Here is a 15070-nt window from a genome sequence, read left to right on the forward strand (position 1 = left end):
TTGCTCGGATAGTTCCGTTTTTTACGTGGTCGTGAGGGCTCCGTCAGATAGTAGTGAACCATGCGTTCACTTTTTCCGAGGGATTCAGCGATTTCTCTGATCTTCTTGCCCTGTCGTTTCAACATCTGTGCTTCATGCATCAGTAACTCCAGCATTGTAGGGCGTACTCCTTGTTTTTATGATTGTTTGGCTACAACCATTACAAGGCGGTACCGCCCTTTTTTTCAAGCCGGAGTCTGCAATTTCATTCCGGTGTTTTCCTGCAATTTACCTCCGGTGGCGACAGTTATCTAAGAAAATAAAAATCACGTTTCATTCAAGTATATATACATGCTATATTTTGTCTTGCTTTCATATATTAAGCAAAACACTATGAATCGATTTCAACATAGCGACACATAAAGGAGTTGTTCGATGCAATTTAAGAAAAACTTTAAGATAGATTCTCGTATCACATGTAGAAATATAAAGCAACGAACTGGATATATTGCTGGAATATGCTTATTGCTTATCTTACTTAGCAGCTGTTCCCCTATAATGCAATCGATGGTTGATGTAGTTCTTAATCCTTACCACACAGTAGTTATTGAGTTTTTGGGTGATTCAATAGTTATTGCAGAATATGCGATAAAGACAATTGATGATCAAGAGGAAGAAAAGAATAAAAGGAACAGTATCCTCAATGATAATACCAATTTTATGTTTCGAGAAGACAAAATAAAATACGCTCACCAAATTTTTTATAACTATAAGGAAGAAAGAAGTATGCCCTATAGATTATATTTATCTATGCAAAGTGGCGATATCGCGTATCTAAAAATTACCCAAAGTGGAGAGGGGGAAATGACAATAAACGTGTACGATGATGGTGATCTCACTCAAACATATACGAACGATAATAAAGCCCATATACCGATGTACTTACATTATTCATTTTAGCTATTCAAATGATTAAATAGCGATGGCGTACATGTTACGTACGCCACCGTCTTGGGAAAAGCTATTGTCGTAATCACGGCCTATAAAGGGGGATACTACTCACCACTTCCAGAACTGCTCAACCTTCTCCTTGTCGCCTCCATACGCAACAAGCCGCTCCTGCCAATACGGCCGGGAGTAGTGGAGTGTCATCTGCCTCGACTCATGCCCCATGAACTGCAATAGCCGTTCCTCTGAAAGCAAAGTCTCCATTCTCGTGTTGTAGGTGTACCTGAGAGAGTGCACCTTCAGCTTCCGCCCCTCCTGCTTGATCCCTACGCGCTCCATCCCGAGCTTGAGCCGATCAAGAAGCAGATTGCGGCCAACCGGCTTATCAACGTACTTGAACAGAATCCCGGAGGGTGGGGCAACCTCAAGCCACCATGAGAGGGCCTGGACCGCTCTTTCCGGCAGCAGCACAGCCCGCCACTTCGGATTATCGTCTTTCCCTTTCTTCGGAAGCGTTACATTATTGTTGCTGTCCAGAGCCTTGCTGACCACGATACCAGATTGATTGATGAATACCTGATCCATACAAAGCGCACGTATCTCCCCGGAGCGTAAGCCCCCGGAAACCGTCGTAAGCAGCATCACAGCGAACATGAGCCCGTAGTACTCAATCTCTTCGTAGTAGTCGTTTTCAGGATCACTGTACAAGGCAATAAGGTCTTCGCGCTTCTCCGGGAATAGAGCGAACAGCTCATCATCCCGGAAGGTGTCATATCGCCTTGAATTCCGTGCAAACCTCTCTATCGTGGGGATCCGTCGGATCTGATTAGACCGTTTTGCCTCCCGGAAAATGAGGTTCCAACAATCAATGATGCTGTTCCGTGTGGAGTTTGAAAAAGGCTTCTCCATGAGCCAATCTTCGATGTCAGCGCCTTCTATCTGGTTAAGTGGTGTATTTCCCCAGTCTTTGACAATGTGGTTCCTGACGAAGCCTGAGTAAGCTCTGAGGGTGCCTTCTTTCATCCCCGAGCCCTTGGCTTCACGTCGGAGAAGGTAAGGGGAGCCCGCCTCAAACATCCCCTCTGCAACAGCACGAACGGTGTCGGCTTTGCCGCTTGGGATAGGGAGATTGTTGATATATTCCTGAGCATGTTTCCTGACGGATTCGGCCCGTCCTGCGGGCTTCTGAAGCTGTCGGCCGGTATCGGGATCGTACCACCAATACCACCAGTAGAAGTACTCTCTGCCTGCTTTGTTTTGATATTTTCGCTTGAAAAGATGGTAGAAATCAGTTGCCATGAAAAGCCTCCCGTGATTCACGTCAAAACGCTGGTATTAACGTTTAATGACGTTTTATTAACGTTTGGCTAAAAACAGGCATTTCTTAGCTACCAATAAAAACGCCTAACTCATTACATGATAACAAGTTAGGCAATCGGGCTGGGCGGATTTGAACCGCCGACTTCTTGGTCCCGAACCAAGCGCGCTAGCCCCTGCGCTACAGCCCGTATTCCGGTAATTGTTTTTCACGCAGCACTGATGTCCACGAATAAGAAAAGCCGGCTACGTGGAAAAACAATCATTACGGGAGCGACGGGGATTGAACCCGCGATCTCCGGCTTGACAGGCCGGCGCGATAACCAACTTCGCCACGCCCCCTAAACAAGTGGGGCAACTATACTCAAATGCGATCATTGTGTCAACAGGAAGGAGTCATCGATGACGCCTTGCTATGAATATGCTGTTGCAGATCAAAAGCAGTATGATAAGTACCAGTGGAGCAATAAACCATACCATTGGACTTATAGCTGATCGGCTTGTCAAAAAAATAGCGGTTGGCCCATCGGAGCCGCCAATAATCCCAATAGCAGAAGAACCTGCATATTTTGTCGGAATTCCAGCAACAGCGGAGACTATATATGACAGTGCCCGGGGAATGATCAAAATGTACGACACGAGTATGACTATAGCAATCATATTACCAATGAACAAAATACGTTTTCGCATACAGTACCTTTTACCCAATATATGACAACAAGAAAGCCCGGCTGAAATTTTTATTTGCAGCCGGGGATGATGGTTCAGCCTTGCGGGATTGCCTTAATGGCTTCAAGTTCCGGATGCTTCAGGACATCCTGTTTAAAGCGTCGGGCTCTGTCTTTGTTTTCATAAGCAGGCTCTTCAAAGGAGTAGTGATAATTAGTATGGACATCGTAGCTGCCGTTCATCAGCGCATAGGTATCTTCGGTCATAACCAGCTCTTCATCGGTAGGAATGACGAAAATCTTAACGGAAGAATCCTCAGCGCTTATGCAGGTTTCGGCATTTCGAGTGACACTTGCCGTATTCTTTTCAGGATCAAGCTTGATGCCGAGACCCTCAAGACCTTCCACAGCCATGGCCCTGTAAAGAGGGTTCATCTCCCCGACGCCGGCGGTAAAAACCAGTGCGTCAATCTTGCCAAGGGCGGCTATGTACGAACCGATATACTTCTTCATACGGTAGGTTTCCATCTCCAGCGCCAAGGTACAGCGTTCATCTCCTTTCAGATGGCCGGCATAGACATCACGGCGGTCAATGAATTTCTCTGTTACACCGAGAACACCGCTTTTTTTATTGATGATGGTATCCATCTCTTTGGGAGAGATATGTGCCTGCTCCATCATATACGGCAGAATTGCAGGATCGATATCTCCGCAGCGAGTCCCCATAACCAAACCCTCAAGAGGAGTCAAGCCCATGCTGGTGTCATAACAGCACCCCTCTCTTACGGCACACATGGAGGCACCATTTCCAATGTGGGCGATAACAAGATTTGTTTCCGACGGCTTTTTTCCGAGAAGTACGGCGGCCCGTTTCGAAGTATAGACATATGAGGTCCCATGAAAGCCGTAACGTCGCACATTGTACTTTTTGTACCATTCATAAGGCAGCGCATACATAAAGGCCTTCGACGGCATGGTTTGATGCCAGGCTGTATCCATGACGGCACAATGGGGAACAGAAGGCAGGACCTGCATGGCGGCTCTGATTCCCTGAATATTTGCCGGGTTATGCAAGGGGCCCAGAGGAATGAGTGTCTCAAACTGCTTAAGGGCTGTCTCATCCACGATGACGGACTTTTTGATTAGTTCGCCCCCATGGAGGACCCTGTGTCCGACTGCCTTAATGTCCTGGACATCAGATACGCATCCCTTTTCCTTATCGAGGATAATGCTGATAACCCATTCGATGGCTTCCTTATGGTTTGAGCAATGTTTTTCGGCCGTATACTCCTCTTTCCCCTGGACCTTATGTTCCAGATTCGACATATCCTGTCCGATTCGCTCTACTAAACCAACACCTAGAACCTCTTTATTTTCCCAATCATAGACCTGATACTTTGCGGACGAACTCCCGCAGTTGAGTGTTAGAATAACCACACTTTCCTCCAGTGCTTGTTACAAGAATTGATTTGTCGTTATTATTTTCACATGTAAAAAAGAAAATTGCAATAATTGGCAAAATTACTCAGGTCAGTTTTCTTGTAATAGTATGTGTGGAAAAAAAAGTATCTTGTATCAGTCTCCTGCTTTTCGCGGCGATGTCGGGGCTGCCGCTGAGGGGAGAGACATCGCAGGTAGTACGTCTTAACGATAAGGGGGTTCTTGTTCGGAACGACTTCTCATCAAGCTTGATGAGGGGCGGAGTTCTATTGTCGAAACCAGAGGATAAACAAAGTGACATAAATTTTGACTGGTGGTTCGTAAGTCCGCTGCTTTTTATCGGCAGAATGAAACCAGCTGGTACCCTGTCGCTACTTCGTGCTCCCTTGGCTCAAGGCGCGGATTCCGATCACTTTTCCGAACCATATTCGTTGATCCAAAACAGCTCCCTTTCCCCTGGAGGCCATTATGGTGCGATCCTTTTCCCGTTCCAAGCCGTTTCGCTTCTCTATTTTAATGATGAAAAGCGTATCACCCTCGGCTTGGAGCAACGAATCAAAGTAAACGCTCCCGGTAATGCGCAGATCCTATTCCATCCGCAGTGTTTCCTGCTTCGATCTTTAGCATCAGAATCTGCTTTGGGACAAGCCTCTTGGTTTGTTGAACCTGTACCGTTTCCCGGAAGCTTTTGGCAGATAGCCGGAACGGAGATGGTAAGCAGCTGGCAAGGCTCCAGTTCATCATCCACCTCAATCGAATTGGGAATGGAACTGTGGAACGCTTCTACACCTACATCGGATAGAGGATGGTACGGCAGAGGGCGCAGCAGGATACGGGCGAAGTCATGGAGTTGCTCCTCTTTTTTCGGCTGCAGATCATCCCGATTTATCGATGCAAAAGGAGATCTACTACCTGCATTTTCGGTTTTTGCAGTGGATGCAACGCTTGGTAAGGAACGAATACTTAGCCTCGAAGGCCGATTCCGTCGTAAACAGGCCCGTTCCCCTATCCAGGGAGGAGAAGTCGTTCCCATGAAAATCGAACGTGCGATAGGACTCAAAAAGCAATGGGAGGCCATCACAACTTCCTGCTCCCTTACCGAAAACGTCAGTGTCGATTCCTTTGGCTCATGGAAACAGAATACCGAACTCAAGACTTCTATCGACAGCGAAGAGATCGCATTGGATCGCTTTATATTTTCATGTGATAGTGAACTCTCCGCCACCTGGATACGGGAAACAAAAGAGCAACGAATAGTAAAAAACGAAGAAGGGCAGGCGACGTTTGAAATGGAAGTATCCCGGAATGATGTCTCACTTTCCACACAATTGCGGCAGGATTATTCGAGCATCGATGGTTTCGATGCCCTTCTTTGGCGCTTTACCATCATGCTCCCCCTTGCGGGAGGCACAGCATCGTTCAGATTCGACGGCGGCGAAAAAAAGTCGTGGAGACTCGAATGGCGCTACAGTCTGTAAAATTCACCTTCCGATTACGTTTTTCTTACAGGCTCAAAAGTCTTCTGGCCGTTTCGAAATAGATGGTGATACCGGCCACATCAATGAGTGTCGCCATTAAGGGGGCCGACATCACCGTCGGGTCAAAGCCCATGCGGTGGATCAGCAAGGGGGCAAGGGTTCCAATCAAATTCGAGATAAAGACCACCAACGCGAGGGAAATGCCGACGACGAAGGCTGCATAAATATCGATCCCGGGGGGAAGAAAGTAGCTTCGCAGCAGGATAACCAAGCCGGTAATGCCGCCCATAAAGAGGCCGACAAGAAGTTCCCGAAAAAGAATCTTCCCGATATCTCTAAACACTATTTCCCCAGTGGCCAAACCTCGAATCATAAGAGTCGCGCTTTGACTTCCCGAATTACCTCCTGTCTGGGTAATGACCGGCATAAACATAAAAAGAAAGGCCGCACCGAGGAAGATCGATTCATAATGATGAAGAACGTTGGTCGTTACGGTCCCCAGAAGGAGCAGGATGATCAGCCATGGCACGCGTTTCTTCACCAAACGCCATATGCTGCTGTTCATGTAGGCATCGGCCTCACCTGACATGGCGCCCATTCGGTAAACATCCTCAGTCTGTTCTTCCCTGATGACGTCCATCACGTCATCGAATGTAATGACACCGAGAAGGATGTTTTCCTGGTCGACAACGGGGATTGAAACGAGATCATGGGTCTCCAGCGTACGGGCAACCTCCTCCTGGTCCGTAGAGTCGAGGACCGAGATGACTCGCTGATTCATGATTTCCGAAACCTTGGTTTCGTCCGAGGCCGAAAGAATATCCTTTACCGATACAACACCATCAAGGCGCTGTAATTCATCAAGAACATAGATATCAAAAAGGAGTTCGACCTTGGCGCTGTTTGCCCGAATAAAGGCCAAGGCATGCCCTACATTGATGTCGGATCGTACGGCTAGATACCTGGGGGTCATCAAACCGGCCGCATCGTCCTCATCGAAACGCAGCAAAAAGAGAGTCTCCCTCTTAGACTCGTCATCAAGGTTCTCCCAAACGGTCCTGCGCACTTCCTTGCTAACCGACTGAACAATATCGACAAGATCGTCCGGCTCCATTGCTTGGAAAAGACTACGTTTTCCCTGAGCGGAAAGTTTGCCGATGATTTTTTCCTGATCTTCAATCTCCAGTTCCGTAATAAGATCTAGTTTTACCTCGGGAGATAGATGGAGAAAAATATCCGTTGCCTCATCATCGGAGAGAGATCTCCAAACATCCAAAAGCTGGTCAAAGGAAAAATCGCTAAAAAGCTCCTTTACCTGCTGGTTGTCCATCATGGGGCGATATTCCCGGTAGTATGCAATGGGATCTGTCATGTGTCACTCCAATCTCCGATAAAGCGGATTTCCGGTTCGAGATCAATACCAAGTTCGCTCTTAGCCGTGGTGCGGCACATTTCGGTCAAGGTATAGATATCCATAGCGGTTGCGGCTCCGAGGTTGACAATAATATTCGCATGAAAATCGGAGACCGCCGCATCTCCGACTTTTTTCCCCCGAAGACCTAATGTGTCCAAAAGCCGCCCTGTAGGCGCCCCAAAGGCATGATCGTTTTTAAATACCGAACCGGCAGACGGAAACCGGTAATGCCCCTTTTGCCTGCGATCCGCCCGGTATTCCTCCATTCTGCGATAAATCGTAAGATCGTTCTCTGAGTAGAGTTTGAAACGTGCAGAAAGAATAACGTAATCATTTTTTTTCTGAAAAGGGCTTCGTTTATAGCCGAAATCCTCCTGTTCGATCTGGTATTCGCAGATCGTCGGAATGGAAGAAAGGTCGAGGTACCGAACAGAGCAGAGAATATCGGAAATCGAGGAGCCATAGCATCGCGCATTCATCCAGACCGCTCCTCCCACGCTTCCCGGCATACCGGCAAGGAATTCCGCACCGGAAAGTCCCGCCTCCGCAGCCTTTTCGGCAAAAAGATCTACCGGCATCCCGCTTCCTGTGTGTATGCCGCCGGTCTCAACCCTATATTCTCTCAGCCCGGTAAGGTCGATAACGATTCCCCGGATTCCCTTATCCGATACTACAATATTCGCTCCGCCGCCAAGGAAAAAGAGAGGAAAACCCTGACTGCCGACAAGGTCCTGTTCCCGCAATACCGTTGCGATCTGAAGGAGCGACGTCTCGTCCGTCGGTTTGAGATAAAGATCTGCGGCCCCTCCCACCTTGAAGGTGGTATGTTTCGACATCTTCTCGTCAAGAGAGACTATGCCGTGAAAGCTGCTGTTGTTGATCTTTTTCAGGATATTCCGTACATTAGTTTTCACGTAGACATCATATCTCGGAATGCGGGTTTTACGCTACCGGGAAGGGGGAACCAAGGGTGAAGATCTTACTTTACAACACCATGGGAAGAGAGGTTCAGGAATTCAAACCGATCGAAGATGGGCTTGTAAAGATGTATACCTGTGGCCCCACGGTGTATAACTTTGCGCATATCGGGAATCTACGCACCTATGTATTTGAGGATGTTCTCCGCCGTGTGTTCGAATATGCAGGCTTTAAGGTCGAACATGTCATGAACATCACCGATGTGGGCCATCTTACCGACGACGCCGATGAGGGCGAAGATAAGATGGAGAAGAGTTCCCGTGAAAGCGGGAAAAGCGTCTGGGAAATCGCAAAGTATTATACCGATGCCTTTTTTCGCGATACCGATCGGCTCAATATCATCAGACCGACGATTGCGCCGCGGGCCACCGAACATATCGATGATATGATCGCCCTTATCAAACGACTTGAAGAGGGAGGCCACACCTATCAGGCCGGGGGCAATGTCTACTTCAGCATCGACACATTTCCCGATTACGGTCGTTTGGCACTTCTCGACCGGCAGGATTTACAGGCGGGTGCACGGATTGAGGTTGATTCCAATAAACGAAATCCCCATGATTTTGTCTTATGGTTCACCAATTCCAAATTTGAAAACCATGCGATGTTGTGGGACAGTCCCTGGGGGAAAGGCTATCCCGGCTGGCACATCGAATGCAGCGCAATGAGTATCCGCTATCTTGGAGAGCAGTTCGATATCCATTGCGGAGGTGTCGACCATATACCCGTTCATCACACAAATGAAATTGCCCAGGCAGAGGCCGCAACGGGCAAGCAATGGGTGCAATACTGGGTCCATGGTGAATTTCTCCTTATGAACAAGGGAAAGATGGCAAAGTCAGCCGGCAACTTTCTTACCCTGCAATCCCTGGTCGATAAGGGCTATCATCCCCTTGATTACCGCTATTTTTGCCTTGGAGGCCATTATCGAAGCCAATTACAGTTCTCTTTTGAGAGTCTCGATGCTGCAAAAAGTGCACGAGAGCGCCTTGTTTCAAGAATTGCCGCATTAAGAGAGGGGCTTGGCGATCGCTGGAAGGAGGCGATAGTACTGCCTCCCTCTGCTGCCGGGTCGAAGATCCTCGAACGCTTTGAGGCTGCCGTTGGGCAGGATATGAACATGCCTAAGGCCCTTGCTGAATTATGGCAGCTCCTTAAGTCCGAACTTCAACCGGGAGAGAAACTCTCCGTTGTGTCGGCCATGGATCGGGTCCTCGGCCTGAATCTTCTTGCCCTTCCGCAGTACGCTATCGACAGCTCGAAAGACGGAGAAATAGAAGAGCTTATCAAGCAGCGAAACGCAGCGCGCAGCCGGAAAGATTTTCGCCTCGCCGATGAAATACGTGATAAGCTTTCTGCCAGGGGAATCAGCATAAAAGATACCCCAAACGGCACGAAATGGAGCCGAACGCTGTAACGGCAGGGCCGGCAGAGTTGTTTAACCTATGAGCGTACCGGAAAAGGGCGGGGATTCGTTCAGAAAATTCTATACGAAATCTTTTTCGACCCTGCTGAAAGTTGCGTATCATATCACGCTCGATATGGATGCGGCGGAGGATATTTGTCAGGAAGCCTTTATTCGATTTTATAACAGACCATTCTCGTTTCCCTCTGAAGATCAGGCTCTGTACTGGTTGATCCGAGTGGTAAAGAATCTTTCCTTCAACTATCGGAAGAGAAAGGTTACCGAGTATCGGGCCATGGATAAAATCAAACAGGAGCCGGAGAGAATAGAGGCTTCAGGCGAGGATCTGCTCATTGAAAAGGAAACGGTACGAATCGTACAAGAAGCACTGGAACAGCTGCCGGAAAAATACCGGTCAGTGTTGATTTTGAAGGAGTATGCGGGTCTGAATTACCAGGAAATCGGAAGGGTCCTGAGGATAAGTGAAGGAAATGTAAAGGTTCGGGTACATCGTGCCCGTTTACAGCTGGAGACACTGATTCAGGGGGAAGATGTTGATGTGCGTTGATGATCAGATTCTATCTTCTTATGTTGATGGTGAGCTTGACGCCCATTGGAAAGAGAAGGTCGAGGCTCATATAGCACAGTGTGAGCAGTGCCGTTTACGAGTCTCTCGCTTTCAAAAGCTTTCGGCCGATCTCTCAGCCGCCGAACTTCGCCCCGAGGCAATCGATGGGGTAGAGAGGAGGGTTGCCGCTCGTTTGGACCATCTCCTGTTGCCCGGTTCCGAGCGAGGATTCTGGAACAGGCGCTTTTCCATTCCCGCACCGGTGGCCATGGCGGCCTTATTTTGTTTAGTTTTTCTTTCTGGATTTGTTTTTATTCGAGGGATTATGCCCTCGGGGACCGGAGAAACGGGCATGCCAATTGCCGATGAAAAGGCCTATTCTCAGGGACTTGAAACATTGACATCGTCGTCTGCACCCTCCATGTCGGAGAACCCAAATGTACAGCAGATTTTCGATCTGCTTGAAAACAGCGGCGGGTCTATTGAAGTCAGGATAGAACTTCCTCGGAAATCGAATTTTACCGTTCATGGAGAACCTCAGTTGCTGAGGGCTGCTGATTATCGAGGGGGCGAATCAAGGTGATGGTTGCCAGGGTAACGACTCTGAACCTTGTCATTTTCTCGATGTTATCGTTCCTTGTACCAGGTTTTGCCCAGGAAAATCAGGCTCCCGGTCCTGAGGGCCCGGGGGAGTTGCTCCATTATCTCCAGGAAAATGCCCTTTCCGTTTATATTGCCGCCAGCGTCAGCGAACCAAACAACAAGAATGTGTGGCATACCGAAAGTAAAAAGGTTACCATCAGCGGTCGGGCGGTACAGGTGAAACTGACCGGGGAAAATGTTATTATCTTTGCCGATATTATCCCTTATATGAACGAAGACAGGACCATTTTACTCGTGGCAAAGGGAGAGGTTTGGGCCCAGTCAGAGGCATTATCCGGGGTGAGATATTACAGCACAATGAAGAGCCTGCCCGTCAGACCCGGAGAACCGGTTATTTTTTTCCCGTTGGGCAGAGCCATGGATCAAAAACAGAATATATACACCATACAATTGGAGATTAGCGTAGTACCTTATACACCATGAACTTCAAAAAAAACGCACACCACTTGATTTTTCATTCCGCATTACTTCCCGTTGTAGTTTTGCTGGCTTTGATAGCCCTTTTCCTTCAGGTCTATCTACATAGCTCCGTAAAACCGATAATAGAGAGCATCGAACCCGCTGCAGCCCTTCCCGGGGCCCTGCTGACCATTTCCGGATCCCATTTCGGGAACTTCGACCGGGACAGCGAGGTGATCATTGCGGGAATACGTCCCACTCGTTCTGCCTACAAAAGCTGGAGTGTAAATCAGATCACTCTGATCGTTCCGGAAGATGTAGGTTCGGGACGAGTTTTTGTAAAGAATAATAAGGGTGCTAGTAATGGTTTGCTTTTTACCAACAAGAGCCATATTCCCCTTGTCCTTGAGGGGCCGGTGGAACCAGGAGTTCCCTATATCGATTCCATTTCACCGGAAACCGGACCGGTGGGAACTGAAATTACCATCCGCGGCATGAATTTCGGTTTTGAAAGGCAGGAAGGCGAGGTCCTTTTTCAGTTTTTTAGCGGTGCCGAAAATGAGAAGCGGGAAGAGGAACGTACCGATACCACTATTGCCTGCTCTTCCATCGATTTTGATTATCTTTCCTGGAATGATCAGGAACTTCGGGTCAGGGTACCAGATGGGGCATCCCCCGGTGGGGTTGTGGTAACAACGGACCGAGGGGAGAGCAATAGCGTTTACTTTGAGGTAACTAATCCCGTAGGAACAAAGCGATATCCCAGGATGAAGGGATATCAGGTTGCTTACGGGGTTGAAATTAGCCAGGTCAGATCATCTGGTCAGGCTTCCATGGAGATCTGGGTCCCCGCCATCAGTAAATCCTGTGCCCAACGGGGAATCGAAGGGATCCATGAACCGGAACCGTTGTGGAGGGACTATCGGGGGGTGATGCGCTATCACCTTTCCGATTTTGATCCCTGGACCACGTACCGACTTGAACAGACCTATTGGTTCGATCGCTACAGCATCGAAACCGATATACATGAGCGATCGGTGGCAAAATACGATAGAGAAAGTTCGCTGTTTCGTCGGTACACCGCTTCAAATGTCATAATACCCGCAGATGATGAGTTTTTTACCTCGGCGGCATCCAGACAGGCAAGAAGGGCGGCTTCGCCCTGGGCAGCGGCCCGAGCCCTGTATGACTATCTTCTGGAAAAGCTTACGTACTCTCGTGCCCCCGCCAAAAATGTACGCGATGCATTTGAACAGGGGAGAGGCGATTCCTACGACTACGCCATGGCCTATGTGACCCTTTGTCGTGCCGCCGGAATTCCGGCAAGACCTGTCGCAGGTTTTATTGTTTATGGGGATAAAAAAAGCCGTCGCCATTATTGGGCCGAATTTTATCTTGAGAAGTTTGGCTGGGTTCCTGTCGATCCTGCTCTTGGGGACGGCATGCAGAGCGGAGAGGTCGTCTTGATAGATAATCCTCGTGACTATTACTTCGGGAACCTGGATAATCAGCATATCGATCTTTCGAGGGGTATCATCGAACTACGTCCTGCAGATCCTCAGGCACGAGTCGTTCGCTATGAACGTAACTATTCTCTACAATCCATACATGAAGAGTACAGCAGAAGTATTGAAAGTTACCGTGCGGTGTGGAAAGATATGGAAGTAGTGGGTTGGTGGTAGCGAAAGGTGCTCCCGTCATTGACAAATGAACGTTCGCAATCCTATACTTGACTCTAACCAGATGAACCGGGAAGTGTATGAATAATCCGTTACAGCTTTCGTTGGTTAATTTTAAGAAAGACTCTTATATCATTGTCGAAGGCAAACAGAAGGCCGACTATTTCTATATCATCAGGTCCGGAACCGTTCGGATCAGTAAAGAGATTGAGGTTGTCGAGGAGGAAGGGGGGAATCTTCTTCATCCGGGAGATTTCTTCGGGGTTGTTTCGACAATGTCCAGCCATAGCCACATAGAGACGGCACGTGCTTTAAGCGATGTTATGCTCATTCAGGTACATCGCGATCAGTATGGCCTTCTCATTGAGCGAAATACTCCGGTGGCGATGAAAATCATCCAGCAATTCAGCAAAAAGATGCGCTATCTCGACGAAGCACTTGCACGCCTTACGCTCAAAGGAAACAGCGGTCTTGACAACGAAAAGCACCTTTTTGAGGTTGCCGAGTACTATGCAAAACAAAGTAGTTATAATCAGGCCTATTATGCCTATCATCAATACATAAAGTACTGTCCGACCGGAGAGAACATACGGGTTGCAAAGGAGCGGATGGCGAAAATTCATCCCTACGCAAAGGCTGTATATCTCGACGGAAGTACCGACGAGTTCAACCGGACATATCCAAAAGAGACGATGATCTTTTCGGAGGGGCAGCCGGGGAAAGAGCTCTATATTATCCAGAAGGGAAGCGTAAAGATAACCAAGATCGTCAACAACAATGAGGTGATGCTTGCTCTCTTGAAGCCGGGAGATATTTTCGGTGAGATGAGCCTCTTGGAAAATAAACCCCGAAGTGCTTCAGCCATCGCCCACGAAGAGGCGGTTCTTCTTGCCGTTAACAAGGCCAACTTCAAACGCATGGTTGCCAGTCAGCCTCAGTTGATTACCCGCCTGACGCAACTTCTTTCCGAACGGATTTGGTTTATCTACAAACAGCTTGCCAATACCCAGATTTCCGATCCCATGGGGCGGATGTACGACGCCCTTTCGATCCAGCTGGAAAAACTTCGGATCCCGATCAGCAATAAGGCATATACCTTTGATTTTGGTCCCAAAGAACTTGTCAACATGGTCGGTCTCAGCAAGGGAGAAGGCAATCAAATTGTAAAACAACTTTTCAGCAACCAGCGACTGAAAATCATCGATAATAAGATTCACATTACCGACATCGAAGAGATCGAAAAACAGGCAAAGTACTATCGTAAGATGGAAATAATCGCCAGGGCAAGAAAGCGCGGGAGCGTGCTCAACCGCTAAGAGCGCTTATAAAAGCGCCCATGGATTTTCCAGCGTCTCAAAAATGGTTTGCGGCACATGCTCGATAGAGAAGTCTGTCTCCTCTTTTTTGTAGATAATGCAATTCTGCATGCCGTCGTTGTCGTTAAGGGGAAAGGCCGCCGCCCCCTTTGGAGCAAGAAGAGACGACATCTGTTCAGGGATATGATCAACCCCGGCATGAACAAAAAGGGCATCGAATTTTCCCTTCTCACGGTTAAGACGATTTTGTACGGCTTCGTCGTTCCAGCTTCCCTCAATAACGGTAACGGGAAGTTCCAGTTCATTCAGAATTGCACGATAACGTGCCGCACCTTTGCTTTCTTCGATCAACAGCACATCGGCACCCAGCGTCGCTGCAACGGCGGCCGTATATCCACCTCCTCTTCCTATGATCAGAAGTCTCGTCCCCTTGCCGATTTCCAAATGATCCAAAATCACAGCAACAAAAGAGGGGGCCGGAGTGATCCCTGCATCTGAATCAGGAAGGGGGCGATCTTCATCGATAAAAGCGGCAAGGGTTTCGGGGAAAAAGCGACCTCTTGGAACCGCAGCAACGGCGCGAGCCATTGCCTCACTGATAAAATGATTTTCCCTGACAGATTCAACAAGGGAGTGCGTTTCCTCCTGCTGTTGGGCCCTCAGCCCGCTTGTGACAAACAATGAAGCTACCAATAGTGCAAAAACGAAAAAGACAGGAAAGCTGGTCCGACGAAGTTCACTCATGAAGACAAGTATATATCAGTCTCAGACTCCGTGACAAACCATGTTGCCCATAGACGGTGATTCTGCTACTATTT

At 48.3% G+C, this 15070-nt stretch carries 13 protein-coding genes and 2 tRNA genes; 8 read left to right on the forward strand and 7 right to left on the reverse strand.

The window, feature by feature from the left end; all coding sequences use genetic code 11:
- Positions 1-546 precede the first annotated feature (546 nt).
- On the forward strand, positions 547-939 hold the full coding sequence (locus tag F459_RS0118865; protein WP_154651741.1) for a hypothetical protein: 393 nt from the start codon (positions 547-549) through the stop codon (positions 937-939).
- Between the two features lie 99 nt (positions 940-1038).
- On the opposite strand, the gene F459_RS0118870 is transcribed toward F459_RS0118865, so the two are convergent.
- The 4 genes from F459_RS0118870 to F459_RS0118890 form a co-directional block, all read right to left on the reverse strand.
- Positions 1039-2226: a tyrosine-type recombinase/integrase gene (locus F459_RS0118870; RefSeq protein ID WP_020614267.1), complete on the reverse strand. Its 1188-nt coding sequence runs from the start codon at positions 2224-2226 to the stop codon at positions 1039-1041.
- A gap of 136 nt (positions 2227-2362) precedes the next feature.
- Positions 2363-2435 (reverse strand) — tRNA-Pro (locus tag F459_RS0118875).
- Positions 2436-2512: 77 nt separating this feature from the next.
- Positions 2513-2586, reverse strand: a tRNA-Asp gene (locus F459_RS0118880).
- Positions 2587-3008: 422 nt separating this feature from the next.
- Complete coding sequence (locus F459_RS0118890) at positions 3009-4349, reverse strand: acetate kinase (RefSeq protein WP_020614269.1); 1341 nt, start codon at positions 4347-4349, stop codon at positions 3009-3011.
- A 116-nt stretch (positions 4350-4465) separates the two neighbouring features.
- Here F459_RS0118890 and F459_RS0118895 point away from each other — a divergent pair, with 116 nt between their 5' ends.
- Entirely contained in the window at positions 4466-5830 is a 1365-nt protein-coding gene (locus F459_RS0118895) for a hypothetical protein (protein WP_245540229.1), read from the forward strand.
- Positions 5831-5855: 25 nt separating this feature from the next.
- On the opposite strand, the gene mgtE is transcribed toward F459_RS0118895, so the two are convergent.
- Positions 5856-7202: a magnesium transporter gene (gene mgtE, locus F459_RS0118900; protein WP_020614271.1), complete on the reverse strand. Its 1347-nt coding sequence runs from the start codon at positions 7200-7202 to the stop codon at positions 5856-5858.
- Positions 7199-8158, reverse strand: a complete 960-nt coding sequence (gene murB, locus F459_RS0118905; protein WP_026295113.1) for a UDP-N-acetylmuramate dehydrogenase — start codon at positions 8156-8158, stop codon at positions 7199-7201. The genes mgtE and murB overlap by 4 nt, the downstream gene beginning before the upstream one ends.
- Positions 8159-8214: 56 nt before the next feature.
- On the opposite strand from murB, the gene F459_RS0118910 reads away from it, so the two are divergent.
- The 6 genes from F459_RS0118910 (at position 8215) to F459_RS0118935 (ending at position 14252) form a co-directional block, all read left to right on the forward strand.
- Entirely contained in the window at positions 8215-9639 is a 1425-nt protein-coding gene (locus tag F459_RS0118910; RefSeq protein ID WP_020614274.1) for a cysteine--tRNA ligase, read from the forward strand.
- Between the two features lie 28 nt (positions 9640-9667).
- Positions 9668-10195 carry an RNA polymerase sigma factor gene (locus F459_RS0118915; protein WP_013254737.1) on the forward strand — a complete coding sequence of 176 codons (528 nt, stop codon included), beginning with the start codon at positions 9668-9670 and terminating at the stop codon, positions 10193-10195.
- The gene (locus tag F459_RS0118920) at positions 10185-10778 is read left to right on the forward strand and encodes an anti-sigma factor family protein (RefSeq protein WP_020614275.1); all 594 of its coding nucleotides are present in this window, start codon (positions 10185-10187) and stop codon (positions 10776-10778) included. Before F459_RS0118915 ends, F459_RS0118920 begins: the two co-directional genes overlap by 11 nt.
- On the forward strand, positions 10778-11281 hold the full coding sequence (locus tag F459_RS0118925; protein WP_020614276.1) for a hypothetical protein: 504 nt from the start codon (positions 10778-10780) through the stop codon (positions 11279-11281). Before F459_RS0118920 ends, F459_RS0118925 begins: the two co-directional genes overlap by 1 nt.
- Positions 11278-12939 (forward strand): transglutaminase domain-containing protein, encoded by a 1662-nt coding sequence (locus tag F459_RS0118930; RefSeq protein WP_020614277.1) that lies wholly within the window; start codon positions 11278-11280, stop codon positions 12937-12939. Before F459_RS0118925 ends, F459_RS0118930 begins: the two co-directional genes overlap by 4 nt.
- A gap of 77 nt (positions 12940-13016) precedes the next feature.
- A complete protein-coding gene (locus tag F459_RS0118935) occupies positions 13017-14252 on the forward strand; it encodes a Crp/Fnr family transcriptional regulator (RefSeq protein WP_020614278.1) in 1236 nt (411 codons plus the stop codon).
- Between the two features lie 6 nt (positions 14253-14258).
- On the opposite strand, the gene F459_RS0118940 is transcribed toward F459_RS0118935, so the two are convergent.
- On the reverse strand, positions 14259-14996 hold the full coding sequence (locus F459_RS0118940; RefSeq protein ID WP_020614279.1) for a protein-L-isoaspartate O-methyltransferase family protein: 738 nt from the start codon (positions 14994-14996) through the stop codon (positions 14259-14261).
- Positions 14997-15070: the final 74 nt, after the last annotated feature.

Source organism: Sediminispirochaeta bajacaliforniensis DSM 16054 (assembly GCF_000378205.1).
GTDB classification, from domain to species: Bacteria; Spirochaetota; Spirochaetia; order DSM-16054; family Sediminispirochaetaceae; genus Sediminispirochaeta; species Sediminispirochaeta bajacaliforniensis.

Excerpts from the sequence above, each read along its gene's own strand:
- F459_RS0118865 (WP_154651741.1), top strand. The coding sequence starts at position 547 with ATGGTTGATGTAGTTCTTAATCCTTACCACACAGTAGTTATTGAGTTT.
- F459_RS0118870 (WP_020614267.1), bottom strand. The coding sequence starts at position 2,226 with ATGGCAACTGATTTCTACCATCTTTTCAAGCGAAAATATCAAAACAAA.
- mgtE (WP_020614271.1), bottom strand. The coding sequence starts at position 7,202 with ATGACAGATCCCATTGCATACTACCGGGAATATCGCCCCATGATGGAC.
- F459_RS0118915 (WP_013254737.1), top strand. The coding sequence starts at position 9,668 with ATGAGCGTACCGGAAAAGGGCGGGGATTCGTTCAGAAAATTCTATACG.
- F459_RS0118920 (WP_020614275.1), top strand. The coding sequence starts at position 10,185 with ATGTGCGTTGATGATCAGATTCTATCTTCTTATGTTGATGGTGAGCTT.
- F459_RS0118925 (WP_020614276.1), top strand. The coding sequence starts at position 10,778 with ATGGTTGCCAGGGTAACGACTCTGAACCTTGTCATTTTCTCGATGTTA.
- F459_RS0118930 (WP_020614277.1), top strand. The coding sequence starts at position 11,278 with ATGAACTTCAAAAAAAACGCACACCACTTGATTTTTCATTCCGCATTA.
- F459_RS0118935 (WP_020614278.1), top strand. The coding sequence starts at position 13,017 with ATGAATAATCCGTTACAGCTTTCGTTGGTTAATTTTAAGAAAGACTCT.
- F459_RS0118940 (WP_020614279.1), bottom strand. The coding sequence starts at position 14,996 with ATGAGTGAACTTCGTCGGACCAGCTTTCCTGTCTTTTTCGTTTTTGCA.